The sequence below is a fragment of the Candidimonas nitroreducens genome, from assembly GCF_002209565.1.
GTDB classification, from domain to species: Bacteria; Pseudomonadota; Gammaproteobacteria; order Burkholderiales; family Burkholderiaceae_B; genus Candidimonas; species Candidimonas nitroreducens.
Genome location: NZ_NJIH01000011.1, coordinates 168,684 through 185,821, shown reverse-complemented (window position 1 = coordinate 185,821; position 17,138 = coordinate 168,684). Strand labels below are relative to the sequence as shown.

Here is a 17,138-nt window from a genome sequence, read left to right as displayed (position 1 = left end):
ACTTATTGTTATTGCCCATGCAGCTGTGCGACAACTAATGGCGCAAACCGGTGAGGGCAGCCCTCGTGGGCTTAATGGCTGCCCTTCATCTAGGCCCAGCAGGTCTTGAGGCTAGCCCTGATCAATTGCGCGCCTGCGGGCTGCGCGAACGGATCACGGCCTCGGCCACCGCCGCCGGCGCCTCGGAATAGTGGCGGAATTCCATGGTGTAGGTCGCGCGCCCCTGGGTCAGCGAACGCAGTGCCGTGGAATAGCCGAACATCTCGGCCAGCGGCACTTCGGCGTGCACCGCCTTGCCGGCGCCGCCTGGGATGTCTTCCATGCCCTGAATCATGCCGCGGCGCGACGACAGGTCGCCGATGACGTCGCCCATTTTTTCCTCGGGCGTCTCGACCTCGACCGCCATCATGGGTTCGAGCAATACCGGGCTGGCCTTGCGGCAGCCGTCGCGAAACGCCATGGCCGCGGCGATGCGGTAGGCGTTCTCGTTGGAATCGACGTCGTGGTAGGAACCGAAGATCAGCGTCACCTTGACGTCGACCACCGGATAGCCGGCGATGACACCGGTGTTCAGCGCCTCGACCACGCCCTTTTCCACCGCCGGGATGAATTCACGCGGCACCACGCCGCCCTTGATGGCATCGACGAACTCGAAGCCTTTGCCGGCCGGCTGCGGCTCGATCTTCAGCACCACGTGGCCGTACTGGCCGCGGCCGCCCGACTGCTTGATGAACTTGCCTTCGCTGGACTCGCAGACCTTGCGCACGGTCTCGCGGTAGGCCACCTGCGGCTTGCCCACGGTGGCCTCGACGCCGAACTCGCGCCGCATGCGCTCGACCAATACTTCCAGGTGCAGCTCGCCCATGCCCGAGATGATGGTCTGGCCGGATTCCTCGTCGGTGTGCACGCGGAAAGACGGGTCTTCTTCGGCCAGGCGCGACAGGGCGATGGACATTTTTTCCTGGTCGGCCTTGGTGCGCGGCTCGACCGCCTGCGAGATCACCGGATCGGGGAACACCATGCGCTCCAGGGTGATCACGTGCTGCGGATCGCACAGCGTCTCGCCGGTGGTGACGTCTTTCAGACCCACCGCCGCGGCGATGTCGCCGGCATAGACCTCGGTGATCTCGTTGCGGTGGTTGGCGTGCATCTGCAGCAGCCGCCCGACGCGCTCTTTCTTGTCCTTGACCGGGTTGTACACCGAGTCGCCCGAGCGCATGACGCCGGAATACACGCGGAAAAAGGTCAGGTGGCCGACAAAGGGGTCGCTCATGATCTTGAAGGCCAGCCCCGAGAAATACTCGTCGTCGCTGGCGCGGCGCTCGGCCGGCTGGTCGCGCGCATCGTGGCCCTGCACCGGCGGGATGTCGGTGGGCGCCGGCAGGTAGTCGATGACCGCGTCCAGCAGCGCCTGCACGCCGCGGTTCTTGAAGGCGCTGCCGCACAGCATGGGCACGATCTCGCCGGCGATGGTGCGGCGGCGCAGGGCATCGCGGATCTCGTCCTCGTTCAGCTCGACGCCGTCGAGGTATTTCTGCAGATAGGCCTCGTCGGCCTCGGCGGCGGCCTCGATCATTGCGGCGCGATGCTGCTGCGCCGACTCGCGCAGCGCCTCGGGAATTTCGATGTAATCGAACTTCACGCCCTGCGTGGCATCGTCCCAGACGATGGCCTTCATGCGCACCAGGTCGACCACGCCGTGGAAATTTTCTTCGGCGCCCAGCGGGATCTGCACCAGCACCGGGTTGCCCTTCAGGCGCTCGCGGATCTGGCGCTGCACGCGGAAGAAATCGGCGCCGACGCGGTCCATCTTGTTGACGAAGGCCAGGCGCGGCACCTTGTATTTATTGGCCTGGCGCCAGACGGTCTCGGACTGCGGCTGCACGCCGCCGACCGCGTCGTACACCATGCAGGCGCCGTCCAGCACACGCATCGAGCGCTCGACTTCTATAGTGAAGTCCACGTGCCCCGGTGTATCTATTATGTTGATACGATGCTCGGGGTAATTGCCGGCCATGCCCTTCCAGAAACAGGTGGTGGCCGCCGAAGTAATGGTGATGCCGCGCTCCTGCTCCTGCTCCATCCAGTCCATGGTGGCCATGCCTTCGTGGACTTCGCCCAGCTTGTGGCTGACTCCCGAATAGAAAAGAATGCGCTCGGTGGTCGTGGTCTTGCCGGCGTCGATATGGGCGCTGATACCGATGTTGCGATAGCGTTCTATGGGGGTCTTGCGGCTCACGATGTTTTCCTTGTGGGAAGAGATGGGAACGGGCCTACCGTTCCGCGGACTTGCGCATCAAAGTGGTCTTGCCGAACAGGCTTTCCAGCAGGCTCACGGCCAGGCGCGCGGTCTCGTTGCGCACGTCCAGGGCCGGGTTCAGCTCTACCACGTCCAGCGAGCCCAGCCGGCCGGAATCGAACAGCATTTCCATGCACAGCTGTGCCTCGCGGTAACTGGGGCCGCCGCGCACCGGCGTGCCCACGCCCGGCGCGATGTCCGGGTCGAGAAAATCCACATCGAAACTGACGTGCAGATGCGTATCTGGGCCCAGCCCGCCCAAGGCCAGTTCCATGACCTGGCGCATGCCGACCTCGTCTATGGTGCGCATGTCGAAGACTTCGATGCCCACGTCGTGCACGAAGCGCTTCTCGCCCTCGTCGACGCTGCGTATGCCGATCTGCCGGATCTGCCCGGGCTCGAGCACCGGCGCATCGGTGCCCAGCGCGGTGAGTTCCGCCGGGCCGTAGCCGCACAGACACGCCACCGGCATGCCGTGGATATTGCCGCTGGGAGTAAGCTGCGCGGTGTTGAAGTCGGCATGGGCATCGAGCCACAGCACCCGCAGCGGCCGGCCGCTGGCGCGGCAGTGGCGCGCCACGGCGCTGATGGAACCTATGGCCATGCTGTGGTCGCCGCCCAGCAGCAGCGGCAGCCTGCCGGCCACGAGCTGCTCGTATGTGGCGGCGTGCACCAGCCGGGCCCACTGCGCCACCTCGGCCAGGTGGCGAAAGCCATGCACCGGAGGCAGGCAGGGGTTGGCAGGGCCACCGACATTGCCGCAATCGACAACTTCCACCCCCAGGTGCTGCAGTGCCTGCGCCAGCCCGGCCACACGCAGCGCCTCGGGCCCCATGCTGGCGCCGCGGCAGCTTGCGCCCACATCGGTGGGCACGCCGATCAGGCTGATCCGGGGTGGGTCACTGCTCATTGCAACAATTCCTCCAGGGGTGCTACAGGCGCCTGCACGGACGCCGGCAGCGCCAGGCAGGAGTACAGATCCTTGGGATCCGCCATGTCGGGCACCAGCCGTACCGGCCGGCCCGCACCCAGCTCACGCGCCAGATCGCGCATAAAGCGTAATGCCGAATAGTCTTCCAACGCAAATCCCACCGAGTCGAACAGCGTGATCTGGCGCGCATCGCCGCGGCCCGGCGCCAGGCCGGCCAGCACCGTCCATAATTCCGTGGCCGGAAAGTCCGGCGGCAGTTGCTGCAGCTCGCCCTCGACACGGGTCTGCGGCTCGAATTCCACGAATACCGGGCCGCGGCGCAGGGCAGCGGGTTCCAGCTCGGTCTTGCCGGGGCTGTCGCCGCCCACCGCGTTGACGTGCATGCCGGGTTCCAGCATGTCGGCGCGCAGCACCGTGGCATGGCCATTGTGGGCCGTGAGGGTGGTGACGATGTCGGCGCCGCGCACGGCCTCGCGCACCGAGCCGCAGACCTGCAGCCGCAGGCCGCTGCCCGCGAGATTGCGCTGCAGCTTGGCGGTGGCGGCCGGGTCGATGTCGTACAGGCGCAGTTCGCGCAAGCCCAGCAAGGAGCGGAAGGCCTGGGCCTGGAATTCGGCCTGCGCGCCATTGCCGATCAGCGCCATGCTGCGCGAGCCGGGGCGCGCCAGGATGCGCGCCGCCATGGCTGAGGTGGCGGCGGTGCGCAAGGCCGTGGTCAGCGTCAGCTCGCTGAGCAGTTCGGGCACGCCGGTGCGCATGGATGCCAGCACGCCGCAGGCGCTGACGGTGGGCAGGCCCAGGCGCGTATTGCCCGGATGCCCGTTGACATACTTGAAGCCGTAGGTAGACGCATCGGCGATCGGCATCAGCTCGATCACGCCCTGCGGGCCGTAGCGCGCAACCCGCGCCGACTTGTCGAACTCGTTCCAGCGCAAGAAATCGGCACGCAGTGCCGCCTCCAGGCCTTCGAAGCAGGCGTCCAGGCCCTTGCGACGCACCATGGCGGCAATGTCGCCACTGTCCAGGAACAGGGTTTGCAATGGGGAGCTGGATCCAGTGTGTCTCATGGCGGTCTCCTTGAAATGGAATGAATGGAGCCTAAATGGCATATGGGAACTTGGTGGCATACAGGCTCTTGGCGCCTTCTACCCTCGGCCCACGGGGCTGGGCAAGCCGGACGCCGGGAAGCCGGGCCGGATCGGCCGGCACTTCCCTTGATTCCCACTTAGTTTGGATCCGCCGCGTGACAATGTAAATCGTCACTATTGTGCAGAATATGCTATTAAATTATGATTTTCGTCATAAAATAATATCGAAATGGCAGTGCATAATTTGAGCTGCCTGGATTTCCCGATTTCCCGATTTCCCGATTTCCCGATTTCCCGATTTCCCGATTTCCCGATTTCCCGATTTCCCGATTTTCCGATTTCCCAATTTCCCAATTTCCCAATTTCCCAATTTCCCAATTTCCAATCATCCAACCACGCTTTCAAGCCCAGGCCGCTCATGGACGCTACAGACCAGGCATTGATATCACTGCTGCGCAGCAATGCACGCAGCAGCGTAGCCACCTTGGCAAAAAAACTCGGGGTGTCGCGCGGCACGGTCAACAACCGTATCGCCAAGCTCGAGGCCGCGGGGGTGATCGCGGGCTACACGCTGCGGCTGCGGCCCGATGCCGAGCCACAGGAAATCCGCGCCTGGATGGGCATTGCGGTAGAAGGCAATGAAACCCGGGTGGTCATCGCCAGCCTGCTGGGCGAGCCCGGCGTGGCGGCGCTGCACGACACCAACGGCCGCTGGGACTTGCTGGCCGAGCTGCGCGCCGCCAATCTGGCGGAAATGTCGGAAGTGCTGGAACGCATCCGCCTGATACGCGGCATCAGCAGCAGCGAGACCAGCCTGCACTTGAAGACCTACCGGTATTTCTGAATAGCGGCCGGCGCCGCGCCGGCACGCGGATCCGAGCCGGCGCCGCATCCGCGAGCAATACGGCGCCATTGCACCGTGGCTGCACGGCGGATGCGTGGCAGCTGCGCGGTGAATGCGCAGGCTTGCGCGCCCCCGCCGGGGCCGCACCCCGTCTCGCCGGCCCTATGCGGTGGCGGAATGGCTCTGGATATATTCCCGCACTAACTGGGCATCGCAGTCCATGACCTCGACACGCTGCGGCAGATCGGCCAGGCCCTGCAGCTTGGCGGGGATGGGCGCGGACTCGCCGATAGCCTCTTCGATGGTGGCGCCGAACTTGGCCGGCAGCGCGGTTTCCAGCACCAGCATGGGAATGCCGGGCTCGACGTGCGCGGCCGCCACCTTGACGCCGTCGGCCGTGTGCGGGTCGATCAGCACGCCGCTGTCGCGGTGCACGTCGCGTATGGTCTGCAGCCGGTCGGCATGCGTGCTGACGCCGCTGACGAAACCATAGCGCTGCTCGAAGCTACTGCGCAGCGCGCTCAGGTCGAACTCGCCCTTATCGGCCAATTGCTGCCACAGCTCGCGCACGCGCGCCGGGTCGCGCCCTACCAGGTCGTAGACGAAGCGCTCGAAGTTCGAGGCGCGCGAAATGTCCATGGACGGGCTGGAGGTGGCGTGCGTCTGCTCGGCCGAACGCGGGCGGTACACGCCGGTGCGGAAGAACTCTTCGAGCACATTGTTCTCGTTGGTGGCCAGCACCAGCTTGCGTATGGGCAGGCCCATTTCGCGCGCAATGTGGCCCGACAGGATGTTGCCGAAATTGCCCGAGGGCACGGCGAACGAGACCACTTCGCCGGCCTTGCGCGTGCTGCGCAGCCAGCCCCAGAAGTAGTACACCACCTGCGCGGCGATGCGCGCCCAGTTGATGGAATTGACGGCGCCTACCCGATGCGCCGCCTTGAACTCCAGGTCGGACGACAGCGCCTTGACGATGTCCTGGCATTCGTCGAACACGCCGCGGATGGCCAGGTTGTGGATGTTCTCGTCTTGCAGGGTGTACATCTGGGCGCGCTGGAAATCGCTCATACGGCCATACGGCGACAGCATGTACACCGAGACCCCGCGCTTGCCGCGCAAGGCGTATTCGGCCGCCGAGCCGGTATCGCCGGAGGTGGCGCCCAGTATGGTGATGGAGGTGCGCCGCTTGCCCAGCACGTACTCGAAGACCTGGCCCAGGAACTGCATGGCCATGTCCTTGAACGCCAGCGTCGGCCCCTCGGACAGGCCCAGCAGCGTCAGGTCGCGGGACAAGGGCTTGAGCGGCACAATGTCTTCGGTGGAGAAGATGTCTTTGGTATAGGCCGCGCGCGTGAGCTTGTTCAGGTCGCCCTTGGAAATATCGGTAATGAAATAGCCCAGCACCTCGGTGGCCAGCGTGGCGTAGCTCAGGCCGCGCCAGGACTCCAGCGTATCGGCGCTGACCTTGGGCAGGAATTCGGGCATGGTCAGCCCACCGTCGGGGGCCAGGCCCTCGAGCAAAATATCGCAGAAGGCTTGCGGCTTCATGCCGCCGCGGGTAGACAGGTATTTCATGACAGGTGCTCCACGCGCAGGCGCGTAACCGGCGATTTCACGAACGGCAGGGACTGCACCTGCGCGATCGCCTTGTCGACCGCGCCCTCGCGCGCCCGGTGCGACAGGAAGATGATGTCGGCGTCGTGCTCGCCGTGCGGTTCCTGGAACATCGAATCGATGGAAATACCGCCATCGGCCAGGATGCGCGCCAGGTCGGCCAAGACCCCTGGCTGGTCGTGCACGCGCAGGCGCAGGTAGTAAGAAGATTCGACCTCGGACATGGGCAGAATGGGCGTGTCGGCCAGCGCATCGGGCTGGAACGCCAGCAGCGGCACGCGGTGCTCGGGGTCGGCCGCCTGCAGGCGCGTGACATCCACCAGGTCGGCCACCACCGACGAAGCCGTGGGCAGCGCGCCGGCGCCCTGGCCGTAGTACAGCGTGGCGCCGACCATGTCGCCGCACACCACCACGGCGTTCATGGCGCCTTCCACATTGGCCAGCAGGCGCTCGGTCGGAATCAGCGTAGGGTGCACCCGCAGCTCGATACCGTCGGGACGGCGCTTGGTGATGCCCAGCAGCTTGATGCGATAGCCCAGGCGCTCGGCATGCGCGATGTCTTCCTGCGCCAGGGCGGAAATGCCTTCCACGTAGGCCTTGTCGAACTGCACCGGAATGCCGAAGGCCAGCGAGGCCAGCAGCGTCAGCTTGTGCGCCGCGTCCACCCCTTCGATGTCGAAGGTGGGGTCGGCCTCGGCGTAGCCCAGGCGCTGCGCATCGGCCAGCGCCTCGCCGAACGACAGGCCGCGCACGCGCATCTCGGACAAAATGAAATTGGTAGTGCCGTTGATGATGCCGGCCAGCCACTGGATGCGGTTGGCGGTGAGGCCCTCGCGCATGGCCTTGATGATGGGGATGCCGCCGGCCACCGCCGCCTCGAACGCGACCATCACGCCGCGGCGATGCGCCTCGGCGAAGATCTCGTTGCCGTGCTTGGCCAGCAGCGCCTTGTTGGCCGTGACCACATGCTTGCCCTGGCGGATGGCTTCCAGCACCCAGTCGCGCGCCACCGTGTCGCCGCCGATGAGCTCGGCCACAATGTCGATCTCGGGGTCGCGCACGACGTCCATGCCGTCGCGCGTCAGCCGCACGCCCTCGCCCACCAGGTGGCGCGCCTTGTCCAGGTCGCGCACGGCCGCGGCCGCGACCTCGATGCGGCGTCCGGCGCGGCGCGCGATTTCTTCGGCATTGGCCGTCAGCACCTTCCAGGTGCCGCCGCCCACCACGCCCAGTCCGAGCAGGCCTACCTTGATGGGCTTCATTTGCTCAGGCCGTCCTTGCGAAACATTTCCTTGATGCCGCGAACCGCCTGGCGCGTGCGCTGCTCGTTTTCGATGAGGGCGAAGCGCACGTAGCCGTCGCCGTAATCGCCGAAGCCTATGCCCGGCGACACCGCCACCTTGGCGTCGGCCAGCACGCGCTTGGAGAATTCCAGCGAGCCCATGCTCTGGTAGAACTCGGGGATGCGCGCCCAGATGTACATCGAGGCCTTGGGGATGTCCACTTCCCAGCCCGCCTCGTGCAGGCCCTTGGCCAGCACGTCGCGCCGGTTGCGGTACTGCTCGACCACCCGCGCCACACAGTCCTGCGGGCCTTCCAACGCGGCGATCGAGGCCACCTGGATGGGCGTGAAAGTGCCGTAGTCGTGGTAGCTTTTTATACGCGCCAGCGCATTGACCAGCTCGCGATTGCCCACCATGAAGCCGACGCGCCAGCCGGCCATGTTGTAGCTCTTGCTCATGGTGAAGAATTCCACCGCCACGTCGCGCGCGCCTTCGACCTGCATGATGGACGGCGCCACGTAGCCGTCGAAGGTGATGTCCGCGTACGCCAGGTCATGCACCACCAGGATGCCGTGCTCGCGCGCCAGCGCCACCACCCGCTCGAAGAAAGACAGGTCGACGCACTGCGCGGTGGGGTTGCTGGGAAAGCCCAGAATCATCATCTTCGGCTTGGGTATGCTTTCCCGCACCGCGCGCTCGATTTCTTCGAAGAAGTCGGTGCCGGGCGTCATGGGCACCGAGCGGATGTTGGCGCCGGCGATGACCGCGCCGTAGATATGTATGGGGTAGCTGGGATTGGGCACCAGCACCGTGTCGCCGCGGTCGAGCGTGGCCAGCATCAGGTGCGCCAGGCCTTCCTTGGAACCTATGGTGACGATGGCCTCGGAATCGGGGTCGATCTGTACGCCGTAACGGCGCTCGTACCAGCCGGAAATCGCCTTGCGCAGCCGCGGTATGCCCTTGGAAACCGAATAACCGTGAGTATCGGGGCGGCTGGCCACCTCGACCAGCTTGTCGACGATGTGCTTGGGAGTCGGCCCGTCCGGATTGCCCATCGACATATCGATGATGTCCTCGCCCCGCCGCCGCGCCGCCATTTTCAGCTCGCCGGTAATGTTGAAGACATAGGGCGGTAAACGCTCGATACGGGGAAAGTTCGTCATGAGAAGTCCTAGGGGATGAACGTGCGGGCTCGATGTGTGCAGCGCAGCAAAAGTACTAATCTAGCCTAAGCGCAGGCCGCGAGCAAGCGAGCCGCAGACAGGCCGCCTGGAGGAAGCGCGCAGGCCTGGGCTGCTTTCCCGATTGTGCGCTGCGAACCGGCCGTCACGGGCGTGCGCCCCGGGCCACGCGTCCCGAACGCGGCCAGATAGTTTAATCCATACGAAAAAACTGCAAAACCGGGAATATCGTCAACGGAACGTCCGGTCAATTGCGCTATCATCGGAATGAATCAGGGAGCATTTTTGTGCAACTGCAGACCGAATCGAATCCCGCACTCAACACGGTAACCGCCTACGGGCGCGACTACATCGAAATCAACCAGGTTTCCTACGAGCACGCCGTTTATTTCGGGCCGCAAGGCGACATCCGCGCCTGGGAAGTCAAGACCACCGCAGACATCACCGCCGAGCAACTGCGCCTGGCGGCCGGCCTCGGCGCCGCCACCGCCGACCCGCTCGACTTCCTGGACGCCGGCACCGCCCCCGCCAAGCCGCCCGACGCCCCCGAGGTGGTGCTGGTGGGCACCGGCCTGAAGCAGCAATTCCTACCGCAACACGTCACCCGCGAACTCATCCGCCTGGGCATAGGCGTGGAAACCATGAGCACCCAGGCGGCCGCCCGCACCTACAACATACTAATGGCCGAAGGCCGGCGCGTGATCGCCGCCCTGCTGCCCCACGAGGAGAACACCCCATGAGCGCGACACGCCAGGCCGCCATAGGCAAGCCGCTGCCCTCTTTCAAGGCTCCCAGCACCCAAGGCGAAATCAGCCCCGAGAGCCTGCGCGGCAAGGCGGCGGTGCTGTATTTCTATCCCAAGGACAACACCCCGGGCTGCACCACCGAGGCACAGGATTTCCGCGACCATTACCAGGACTTCCTGGCCGCCCACTGCCAGGTAGTAGGCATATCCCGCGACTCGCTCAAGTCGCACGCCAGCTTCACCGAGAAGCAAAGCCTGCCCTTCCCGCTGATCTCGGACGATGACGAAACCCTGTGCAGCAAGTTCAATGTCATCAAAATGAAAAACATGTACGGCAAGCAGGTGCGCGGCATCGAGCGCAGCACCTTTCTGGTCGACGCCAATGGGGTGCTGGTGCAGGAATGGCGCGGCCTGCGCGTGCCCGGCCACGTCAACGAAGTGCTGCAGGCAGTGCGCGGCATTGCCTGAAACCGACAGCCCTTGCGGATCCGTACCGTCCCGCCCCCAACGTAACCCTTACACATAACCCTTCATAACCCGTCTTACGCCCAACCCTTGCAGCACATCGCCCGCCACAGCACCTACGCCGCACACCTCTTACGCACATCTCTTACCGCACCAGGAGCCGACACCATATGCCGCTACCCAAGTTGCCCACCCGCATGGGAGTACTGCTTGCGCCCAGCAACGATGCCGAGCCACAGGCCGACCCCATAGAGGCAGCAGCGCCGCCATTGCTGGCGGCGGTGCCCACGGCGCGCCAGACCAGCGCACCCGCGCCGGCGGCCGCCGCCGTGCAGCCGGCCTCCCCCGCTCCGGTCAGGCAGCTTCGGGCGGCCAAGAAAAAAACCCGGCTGCCGGTCGCCAAGCGCAAGCTGTTCGTGCTCGACACCAACGTGCTGCTGCACGATTCCAACTCGCTGTTCAAGTTCGAAGAGCACGACATCTTCCTGCCGATGATCGTGCTCGAAGAGCTCGATCATCAAAAAAAGGGCATGTCCGAGGTGGCCCGCAATGCGCGCCAGGTCAGCCGCTCGCTCGACGGGCTGGCCGGCGGCACGAAGGAACTGGACAAGGGCGTGCCGCTGGACGCGCTGGGCAACCAGGAAGCGCTGGGCACCTTGATGTTCCAGACTTCGGCCATGCAGGCGCGCCTGCCCATCGAGCTGCCCGCCGGCAAGGCCGACAACGTCATCCTCAGCGTGGTGCATGCGCTGCAAGACCGCTACGCCAAGCGCCAGGTCATCCTGGTGTCCAAAGACATCAACATGCGCCTGAAGGCGCGGGCGCTGGGCCTGCACGCCGAAGACTATTTCAACGATCACGTACTGGACGACTCCGACCTGCTGTACGACGGGGTGCTGCCGCTGCCGGAAAATTTCTGGACCAAGCACGGCAAGGACGTCGAATCCTGGCAACAGGGCGGCACCACCTACTACCGCGTCAAGGGCCCGCTGTGCAGCGAATTCATCGTCAATGAATTCGTCTACTTCGAGGGCGAACTGCCGCTGTATGCGCAGGTCAAGGAAGTCAGCGGCAAGAGCGCGGTGCTGGCCACGCTGCGCGACTACAGCCACGGCAAGAACAATGTCTGGGGCATTACCGCGCGCAACCGCGAGCAGAACTTCGCGCTGAACCTGCTGATGAATCCCGATTGCGATTTCGTATCGCTGCTGGGCCAGGCCGGCACCGGCAAGACCCTGCTGGCGCTGGCCAGCGGGCTGACCCAGACCCTGGAAACCAAGCGCTACAACGAGATCATCATCACCCGCGCCACCGTGCCGGTGGGCGACGACATCGGCTTTCTGCCCGGCACAGAAGAAGAAAAAATGCTGCCCTGGATGGGCGCGCTGGAAGACAACCTGGAAGTGCTGCACCTGGGCGCCAACGGCAGCGATCTCGCCGGCGCCGCCCCGGGCCCGGACTGGTCGAAGAATTCCACCATGGAACTGATCCGCTCGCGCATCAAGGTCAAGTCCATGAATTTCATGCGCGGCCGCACCTTCCTGAACAAGTTCCTCATCATCGACGAGGCGCAGAACCTAACGCCCAAGCAGATGAAGACCCTGGTCACGCGCGCTGGCCCCGGCACCAAGATCGTCTGCCTGGGCAACATCGCCCAGATCGACACGCCTTATCTTACCGAAGGCAGCTCGGGCCTGACCTACGCGGTCGATCGCTTCAAGGGCTGGCCGCATGCCGGCCACATCACCTTGCAGCGCGGCGAACGTTCGCGCTTGGCCGACTACGCCAGCGAGGCGCTGTAGCGTAGGCCGAGGCGGCGGCACAACCGGCCGCCGCCCCGCTGGTCAAACAGCCTTGCCGCGGCACCTGTGCCACCGCGGGCCGGCAGCGGCTTCAATGGTGCGCGGGCCCGTGGCCCAGCACCTTTTCCCACTTGGCCGATTCGTCGGCCACGAACTTCCTGAAGCCGTCGGCGGACATGGGGGAAGGCTCGGCGCCCAGGCGCAGCAATTCCGCACGCACCTTGGGCTGCGCCACAATGTGGTTGATGGCCTGGTTCAGCCGACTGACGATCTCTGGCGGAGTGCCCTTGGGCGCAAACACGCCGTACCAGGCGCTGGCCGCATAGCCCGGCACCCCGGCCTCGGCAATGGTGGGGACTTTCGGCAATGCCTCGGAGCGCTTCGGGTTGGCCACGGCGATCGGCCGCAGGCGCCCTTGCTGGACGTAGGGCAGCACGGTGGCCATGTCGAAGGTCATCGAGACGCGTCCGCCCAATAAGTCTGCCATCGCGGGCGAGATCCCCTTGTAGGGTACGTGCTGGATCTGCAGCCCGGCCATGGACTTCAGCAATTCGCCCGCCAGGTACTGCGAGGTTCCGACCCCGCCCGAGGCATAGGACAGCTTGCCGGGATGCGCCTTGGCATAGGCGATGAGGCCTTTCAGGTCTTGCACCGGCAGCTCGGGGTTGACGACCAGCATCAGGGTGCCGGTGGCCGCCATCGCCACCGGCGCGAATGCGGTGCGCGGATCGTAATGCATGTCTTTGTAAAAGAACGGGTTGGTGGCATTGGTGCCTATCGACCCCATCAGCAGCGTCTGGCCGTCGGGCCGGCTGCGGGCGACGAAATCGGCGCCGATATTGCCGCCGGCCCCGGGCTTGTTCTCGACGATGACGTTCCAGCCCTGCTCGGCCGACAAGCCATTGCCTATGGTGCGCGCCAATATGTCGGTCAGGCCGCCGGCCTGAAACGGCACCATCAGGCGGATCGGCCCGCTCGGGTAAGCTGCCTTGGCCGTGCCGGGCAGGCCCGTCAGCATCGCGGCCAGCGCCACCGCCACGGCCGCCAGCCGCCTGGCTCCCGGAATTCGTTTATCGCGAATATTCATGTTTCCTCCTTATGCTTATATACGCTTATAAGTTTGCGCATGGGCCAGCCCGGTGCCGGCTCATCAGTGCGTGCCATCCAGAATCGCGCCATCGTCGGCCAGGCGGCGGCGCAGCTGCGCCACGTCGACCTGGCGCACGTCGCCGCCCCACTCGCCGCCGGCCAGCCGGGCCGCGGCGGTACCGGCCGCCTGGCCCATGGCCATGCAGGGCCCCATGACGCGCACCGAGCCGTGCGCGGCCCGATCAGCCGAGACGCAACGTCCGGCCAGAATCACATTGGACAGGCCGCGGGGCACGAGGCACCCCCATGGAATGTCGTAAGAGCCGCCGTCGCGCACGGGTATGCGTATCTGGCCCGCGCCCGCCTGATGGATATCGACATGGTGGCTGCCTTTTCCTATACCGAGATCGCTCTTGCGCGCCTGCAGTACATCTTCTTCCGTAAGCGTCTGCAGTCCTTGCACGCGGCGCGTCTCGCGTATCCCTATGCGCGGCGCCATGCCGGAAAACACCGCATGCTCGAAGCCGGGCACGTTGCCGCGCATGAAACCCACCCCTGTTTCTATCTGCTGGGCCAGCGGCCCCAGCACGGCGCTCAGGGCCCCCGTTTCCAGCGCATTGACATTGGCCACCCGCGTCGAATTCAGGCACACCTCGCGGCGTGAGGCCGAAGTGGGCTGGATCATGATGAGCGCCGTGGGATACATGGCGCCATGCGCGATGGCGCCCGCCAGCAGCGGCCCGTCGCCCTTGATGAATACGGTGGGCTGCCCCTGGCGCCGCACTTCTTGCGCGATCTGCGCATCGCTGCGCCCGCCGCGTATGGCATCGCTTTCCCCCAGGGCGAAATTCTCGGGCGCCCGGCACAAATAATCGAGCAGCCCATCGGTATCCACGCCGCTCATGCGGAACATCATCGACAAGGGCTGGAATTCCCCGCCCGCGCCGCCCAGGTCGAAGCCCGCCCCGGCCAGCACCGCCAGGTCGCCATCGCCGGACGCGTCGATGAAGCATGGCGCCGCCAGGCGCACCGTGCCGCTTTTGTTCAACAGTCGTGCCGCCTGCACACGTCCGTCGTGCGCCTGCGCATCGAACAGCACGCTGTGCAACATCAGCGACACGCCATATTTATCCAGCAAACGTATCACGGCAAGCTTCATGACTTCGGGATCGAAGCACACGTACCAGATCAGCCGCCAGTCATTGAGCGGCCCGATATAGCCGCCCAGGCGCGCGCATTCGTCGAACAATTCCCGGCCCACGCCGCCGAGTATCCATTCTCCCCGGGCGTTCAAGGCACCATCCACCGCCATGCCCGTGAGCAGCTCGCCGCCAGGCATGGGGCCCGCATCCACCAGTACCGTACGGGCACCCGCCTTGGCCGCGGCAATGGCCGCACAAATGCCGGCGGATCCCGCGCCGACCACTACCACGTCGGCTGCTATTTCCTTGCTTGGGCTGCTTTCCATCGAATTTCCATAATATGAACATTAAGGCTTCGGTCGCCTATGGCGACCGAGCAGCAATCACGCCTGCGTGCCAATTATGAAATCCCGATGCGTAACCGGAGCGGCCGGTTTATCGTATATTTCCACTATATGAACAATCTGAAAAACCCCGCAGGCACGGCCGGCGCCCAGCTGCTGCAGCGCAGCTTCCTGGTGCTGCGGACGCTTTCCAGTCGCCAGGGCGGCTGGCGGCTGGGCGAACTGGCGCAGTACTGCGGGCTGCATCACTCCACCCTGCACCGCATCCTGGCGGCACTGGGCCGCGAAGAAATCGTGGCGCGCGACCCGCATACCCACCACTACATATTGGGCAGGCTGGCCTACGAATTGGGCGTTGCGGCGCAGCCCCGCTACGATTGGCGCGCCATGGGCGCCCAGGCCCTGGACAGGCTGGCGCGGCATACCGGGGACACGGCGTTTCTCAACCTGCGCAGCCGCCACGAGACCGTCTGCATCGACCGCCGCGAGGGCCACTACCCGATCAAGGCGCTCACCGTGGAAGTAGGCGCGCGCCGCCCACTGTGCGTCTCGGCCGGTGGCGCCGCCATACTGGCATGCCTGCCGGCCGGCCAGGCCCAGGCCCTGATGGAGGACAGCCGCCCCTATCTGTCGCGCTTTTCCGCCGGACGCATGGACGCCATCGTGCGCTTGCTCGAAACCTCGCGGCGCCTGGGCTACGGCTACAACCGCGACATGATCGTCCCGCGGGTCAGCGCGGTGGGAGTAGCGGTCATGGATCCTGCCGGCACGCCGGTGGCGGCACTGAGCATCGCGGCGATTTCTTCACGGCTGTCGGGCGCCCGCCTGCGCGAGGTCGTCGACACGCTGCGCGGCGAGGCCCGCGAACTCGAACTGCACCTGGCCGACGGCGCCCCGGGCGCGGCGCCCGCACCCGCCGAGTAGCTGGTGAGTAGCTGGTGAGTAGCCGGTGAGTAGCTGGTGAGTAGCTGGTGAGTAGCTGGTGAGTAGCCGGCCGACCCAGCCGTCCGGCAGGCTCTAAAATAGCCGTAATACACGTAATACACATTACGCCAGCGTCATGCCGGTTCGCCACGCGCGCCCAGCCGCCCCTACCCGCACACGCGGACAAGCAGGCCGGACGCAGGCACGTGCCGGCCGGCGCGCCCTGAGCACTTTTTCGAGTTTCATATGAGTTCGCACACCTCCAGCCTTCCCGTCGGCATCACCCTGGGCGACGCCGCCGGCATCGGGCCGGAAATCATCGTCAAGCTGCACGCCGAAGGGCTGCCCGCACCCACCGTCGTGTATGGCGACGCCGGCGTGCTGCGCGCCACCATCGCCGCGCTGGGCCTGCAAGAGCGCCTGCGCGTGCAAGAGCTGTCGGCGGCCGACGATGTGCCGCTGAACGGCGCCGGCATCATCGCCGTGCACAACCGCTGGCAGCCGCTGCCGGCGGATCTGGCACCCGGCAGGCTCAGCCCGCAGGCGGGCCGCGGCGCCTACGAATACCTGTGCCACGCCATCGACGATGCCGGCGCGGGGCGGCTGCGCGCCATCGTCACCGCGCCTTTGAACAAGAAGGCCATGCAGGCCGGAGGCGCCGACTACCCGGGCCACACCGAGATCCTGGCCGAACGCACCGGCACGCAGCACTATGCAATGATGCTGGCCAACCCCGAACTACGGGTGATACTGGTGACCATCCACATGGCCCTGGCCGAAGTGCCGCGCCACATTACCCTCGAACAGGAACTGACCACGCTGCGGCTGGCCGACCTGGCCTGCCGCCAGGCCGGACTGGCCGCGCCACGCGTTGCGGTGGCCGGCCTGAACCCGCATGCCGGCGAAGACGGCCGCTTCGGCCGCGAGGAAATCGAGGTGATCGCGCCGGCCATAGCGCAAGCGCGCGCCGAAGGCATAGACGCCAGCGGCCCCTGGCCCGGCGACACCGTGTTCATGCGCGCCCGCCAGGGCGAATTCGACATCGTCGTCGCCCAATACCACGACCAGGGCCTGATCCCGGTCAAGTACCTGGGCATAGACCACGGCGTGAACGTCACGGTAGGCCTGCCCTTCGTGCGCACCAGCGTGGATCACGGCACCGCCTTCGACATCGCCGGCCGCGGCATCGCCGACCCGCGCTCGCTGCGCGCCGCCTACGACATGGCGCTGGCCATGACGGCCGGGCAACAGCCGGCGTAGGCCGGCTGAAGGCGACTGAGCTGGCGTGCCGGCCCGGCCTGCCAGCAGATAAACCGCTGAATCGCGCTTTATTGTGGCGACGCACATGCAGCCCCACAGGAGCCCTTGCGGCGCGCATGCCACTACC

The 17,138-nt window shown here is 65.7% G+C and carries 14 protein-coding genes; 6 read left to right on the top strand and 8 right to left on the bottom strand.

The window, feature by feature from the left end; all coding sequences use genetic code 11:
- Window positions 1-121: 121 nt before the first annotated feature.
- Genes fusA through CEY11_RS19565 form a run of 3 tightly spaced genes read right to left on the bottom strand, consistent with a single transcriptional unit; the run spans window position 122 to window position 4,297 of the window.
- Window positions 122-2,239, bottom strand: coding sequence for an elongation factor G (gene fusA / locus CEY11_RS19575; protein WP_088605102.1), 2,118 nt, complete (start codon window positions 2,237-2,239; stop codon window positions 122-124).
- 34 nt (window positions 2,240-2,273) lie between these two features.
- Window positions 2,274-3,209: an arginase gene (rocF, locus tag CEY11_RS19570; protein ID WP_088605101.1), complete on the bottom strand. Its 936-nt coding sequence runs from the start codon at window positions 3,207-3,209 to the stop codon at window positions 2,274-2,276.
- Window positions 3,206-4,297 (bottom strand): ornithine cyclodeaminase, encoded by a 1,092-nt coding sequence (locus CEY11_RS19565; RefSeq protein WP_088605100.1) that lies wholly within the window; start codon window positions 4,295-4,297, stop codon window positions 3,206-3,208. Before CEY11_RS19565 ends, rocF begins: the two co-directional genes overlap by 4 nt.
- A 439-nt stretch (window positions 4,298-4,736) precedes the next feature.
- Between CEY11_RS19565 and CEY11_RS19555 the strand changes: the two genes are divergently transcribed.
- On the top strand, window positions 4,737-5,162 hold the full coding sequence (locus tag CEY11_RS19555; protein WP_088605098.1) for an Lrp/AsnC family transcriptional regulator: 426 nt from the start codon (window positions 4,737-4,739) through the stop codon (window positions 5,160-5,162).
- A gap of 162 nt (window positions 5,163-5,324) precedes the next feature.
- On the opposite strand, the gene thrC is transcribed toward CEY11_RS19555, so the two are convergent.
- Genes thrC through alaC form a run of 3 tightly spaced genes read right to left on the bottom strand, consistent with a single transcriptional unit; the run spans window position 5,325 to window position 9,222 of the window.
- The gene (gene thrC, locus CEY11_RS19550) at window positions 5,325-6,737 is read right to left on the bottom strand and encodes a threonine synthase (protein WP_088605097.1); all 1,413 of its coding nucleotides are present in this window, start codon (window positions 6,735-6,737) and stop codon (window positions 5,325-5,327) included.
- Window positions 6,734-8,038, bottom strand: coding sequence for a homoserine dehydrogenase (locus CEY11_RS19545; RefSeq protein ID WP_088605096.1), 1,305 nt, complete (start codon window positions 8,036-8,038; stop codon window positions 6,734-6,736). The genes thrC and CEY11_RS19545 overlap by 4 nt, the downstream gene beginning before the upstream one ends.
- Entirely contained in the window at window positions 8,035-9,222 is a 1,188-nt protein-coding gene (gene alaC / locus CEY11_RS19540) for an alanine transaminase (RefSeq protein ID WP_088605095.1), read from the bottom strand. The genes CEY11_RS19545 and alaC overlap by 4 nt, the downstream gene beginning before the upstream one ends.
- Window positions 9,223-9,527: 305 nt before the next feature.
- Between alaC and CEY11_RS19535 the strand changes: the two genes are divergently transcribed.
- The 3 genes from CEY11_RS19535 to CEY11_RS19525 all read left to right on the top strand — a co-directional run bounded on the left by CEY11_RS19535 (window position 9,528) and on the right by CEY11_RS19525 (window position 12,252).
- Complete coding sequence (locus CEY11_RS19535) at window positions 9,528-9,980, top strand: Mth938-like domain-containing protein (RefSeq protein ID WP_088605094.1); 453 nt, start codon at window positions 9,528-9,530, stop codon at window positions 9,978-9,980.
- The gene (locus CEY11_RS19530; RefSeq protein ID WP_088605093.1) at window positions 9,977-10,453 is read left to right on the top strand and encodes a peroxiredoxin; all 477 of its coding nucleotides are present in this window, start codon (window positions 9,977-9,979) and stop codon (window positions 10,451-10,453) included. Before CEY11_RS19535 ends, CEY11_RS19530 begins: the two co-directional genes overlap by 4 nt.
- A 167-nt stretch (window positions 10,454-10,620) precedes the next feature.
- Complete coding sequence (locus tag CEY11_RS19525) at window positions 10,621-12,252, top strand: PhoH family protein (RefSeq protein WP_088605092.1); 1,632 nt, start codon at window positions 10,621-10,623, stop codon at window positions 12,250-12,252.
- A 91-nt stretch (window positions 12,253-12,343) separates the two neighbouring features.
- Here the strand turns inward: CEY11_RS19525 and CEY11_RS19520 are convergent, their stop codons facing one another.
- Together CEY11_RS19520 and CEY11_RS19515 are read right to left on the bottom strand one after the other, a co-directional pair.
- A complete protein-coding gene (locus CEY11_RS19520) occupies window positions 12,344-13,339 on the bottom strand; it encodes a Bug family tripartite tricarboxylate transporter substrate binding protein (protein ID WP_088605091.1) in 996 nt (331 codons plus the stop codon).
- Window positions 13,340-13,402: 63 nt separating this feature from the next.
- A complete protein-coding gene (locus CEY11_RS19515; RefSeq protein ID WP_088605090.1) occupies window positions 13,403-14,809 on the bottom strand; it encodes an FAD-dependent oxidoreductase in 1,407 nt (468 codons plus the stop codon).
- A gap of 129 nt (window positions 14,810-14,938) precedes the next feature.
- Between CEY11_RS19515 and CEY11_RS19510 the strand changes: the two genes are divergently transcribed.
- Together CEY11_RS19510 and pdxA are read left to right on the top strand one after the other, a co-directional pair.
- A complete protein-coding gene (locus CEY11_RS19510) occupies window positions 14,939-15,751 on the top strand; it encodes an IclR family transcriptional regulator (RefSeq protein WP_158215387.1) in 813 nt (270 codons plus the stop codon).
- A gap of 246 nt (window positions 15,752-15,997) precedes the next feature.
- Window positions 15,998-17,011 carry a 4-hydroxythreonine-4-phosphate dehydrogenase PdxA gene (gene pdxA / locus CEY11_RS19505; protein WP_088605088.1) on the top strand — a complete coding sequence of 338 codons (1,014 nt, stop codon included), beginning with the start codon at window positions 15,998-16,000 and terminating at the stop codon, window positions 17,009-17,011.
- Window positions 17,012-17,138 lie beyond the last annotated feature (127 nt).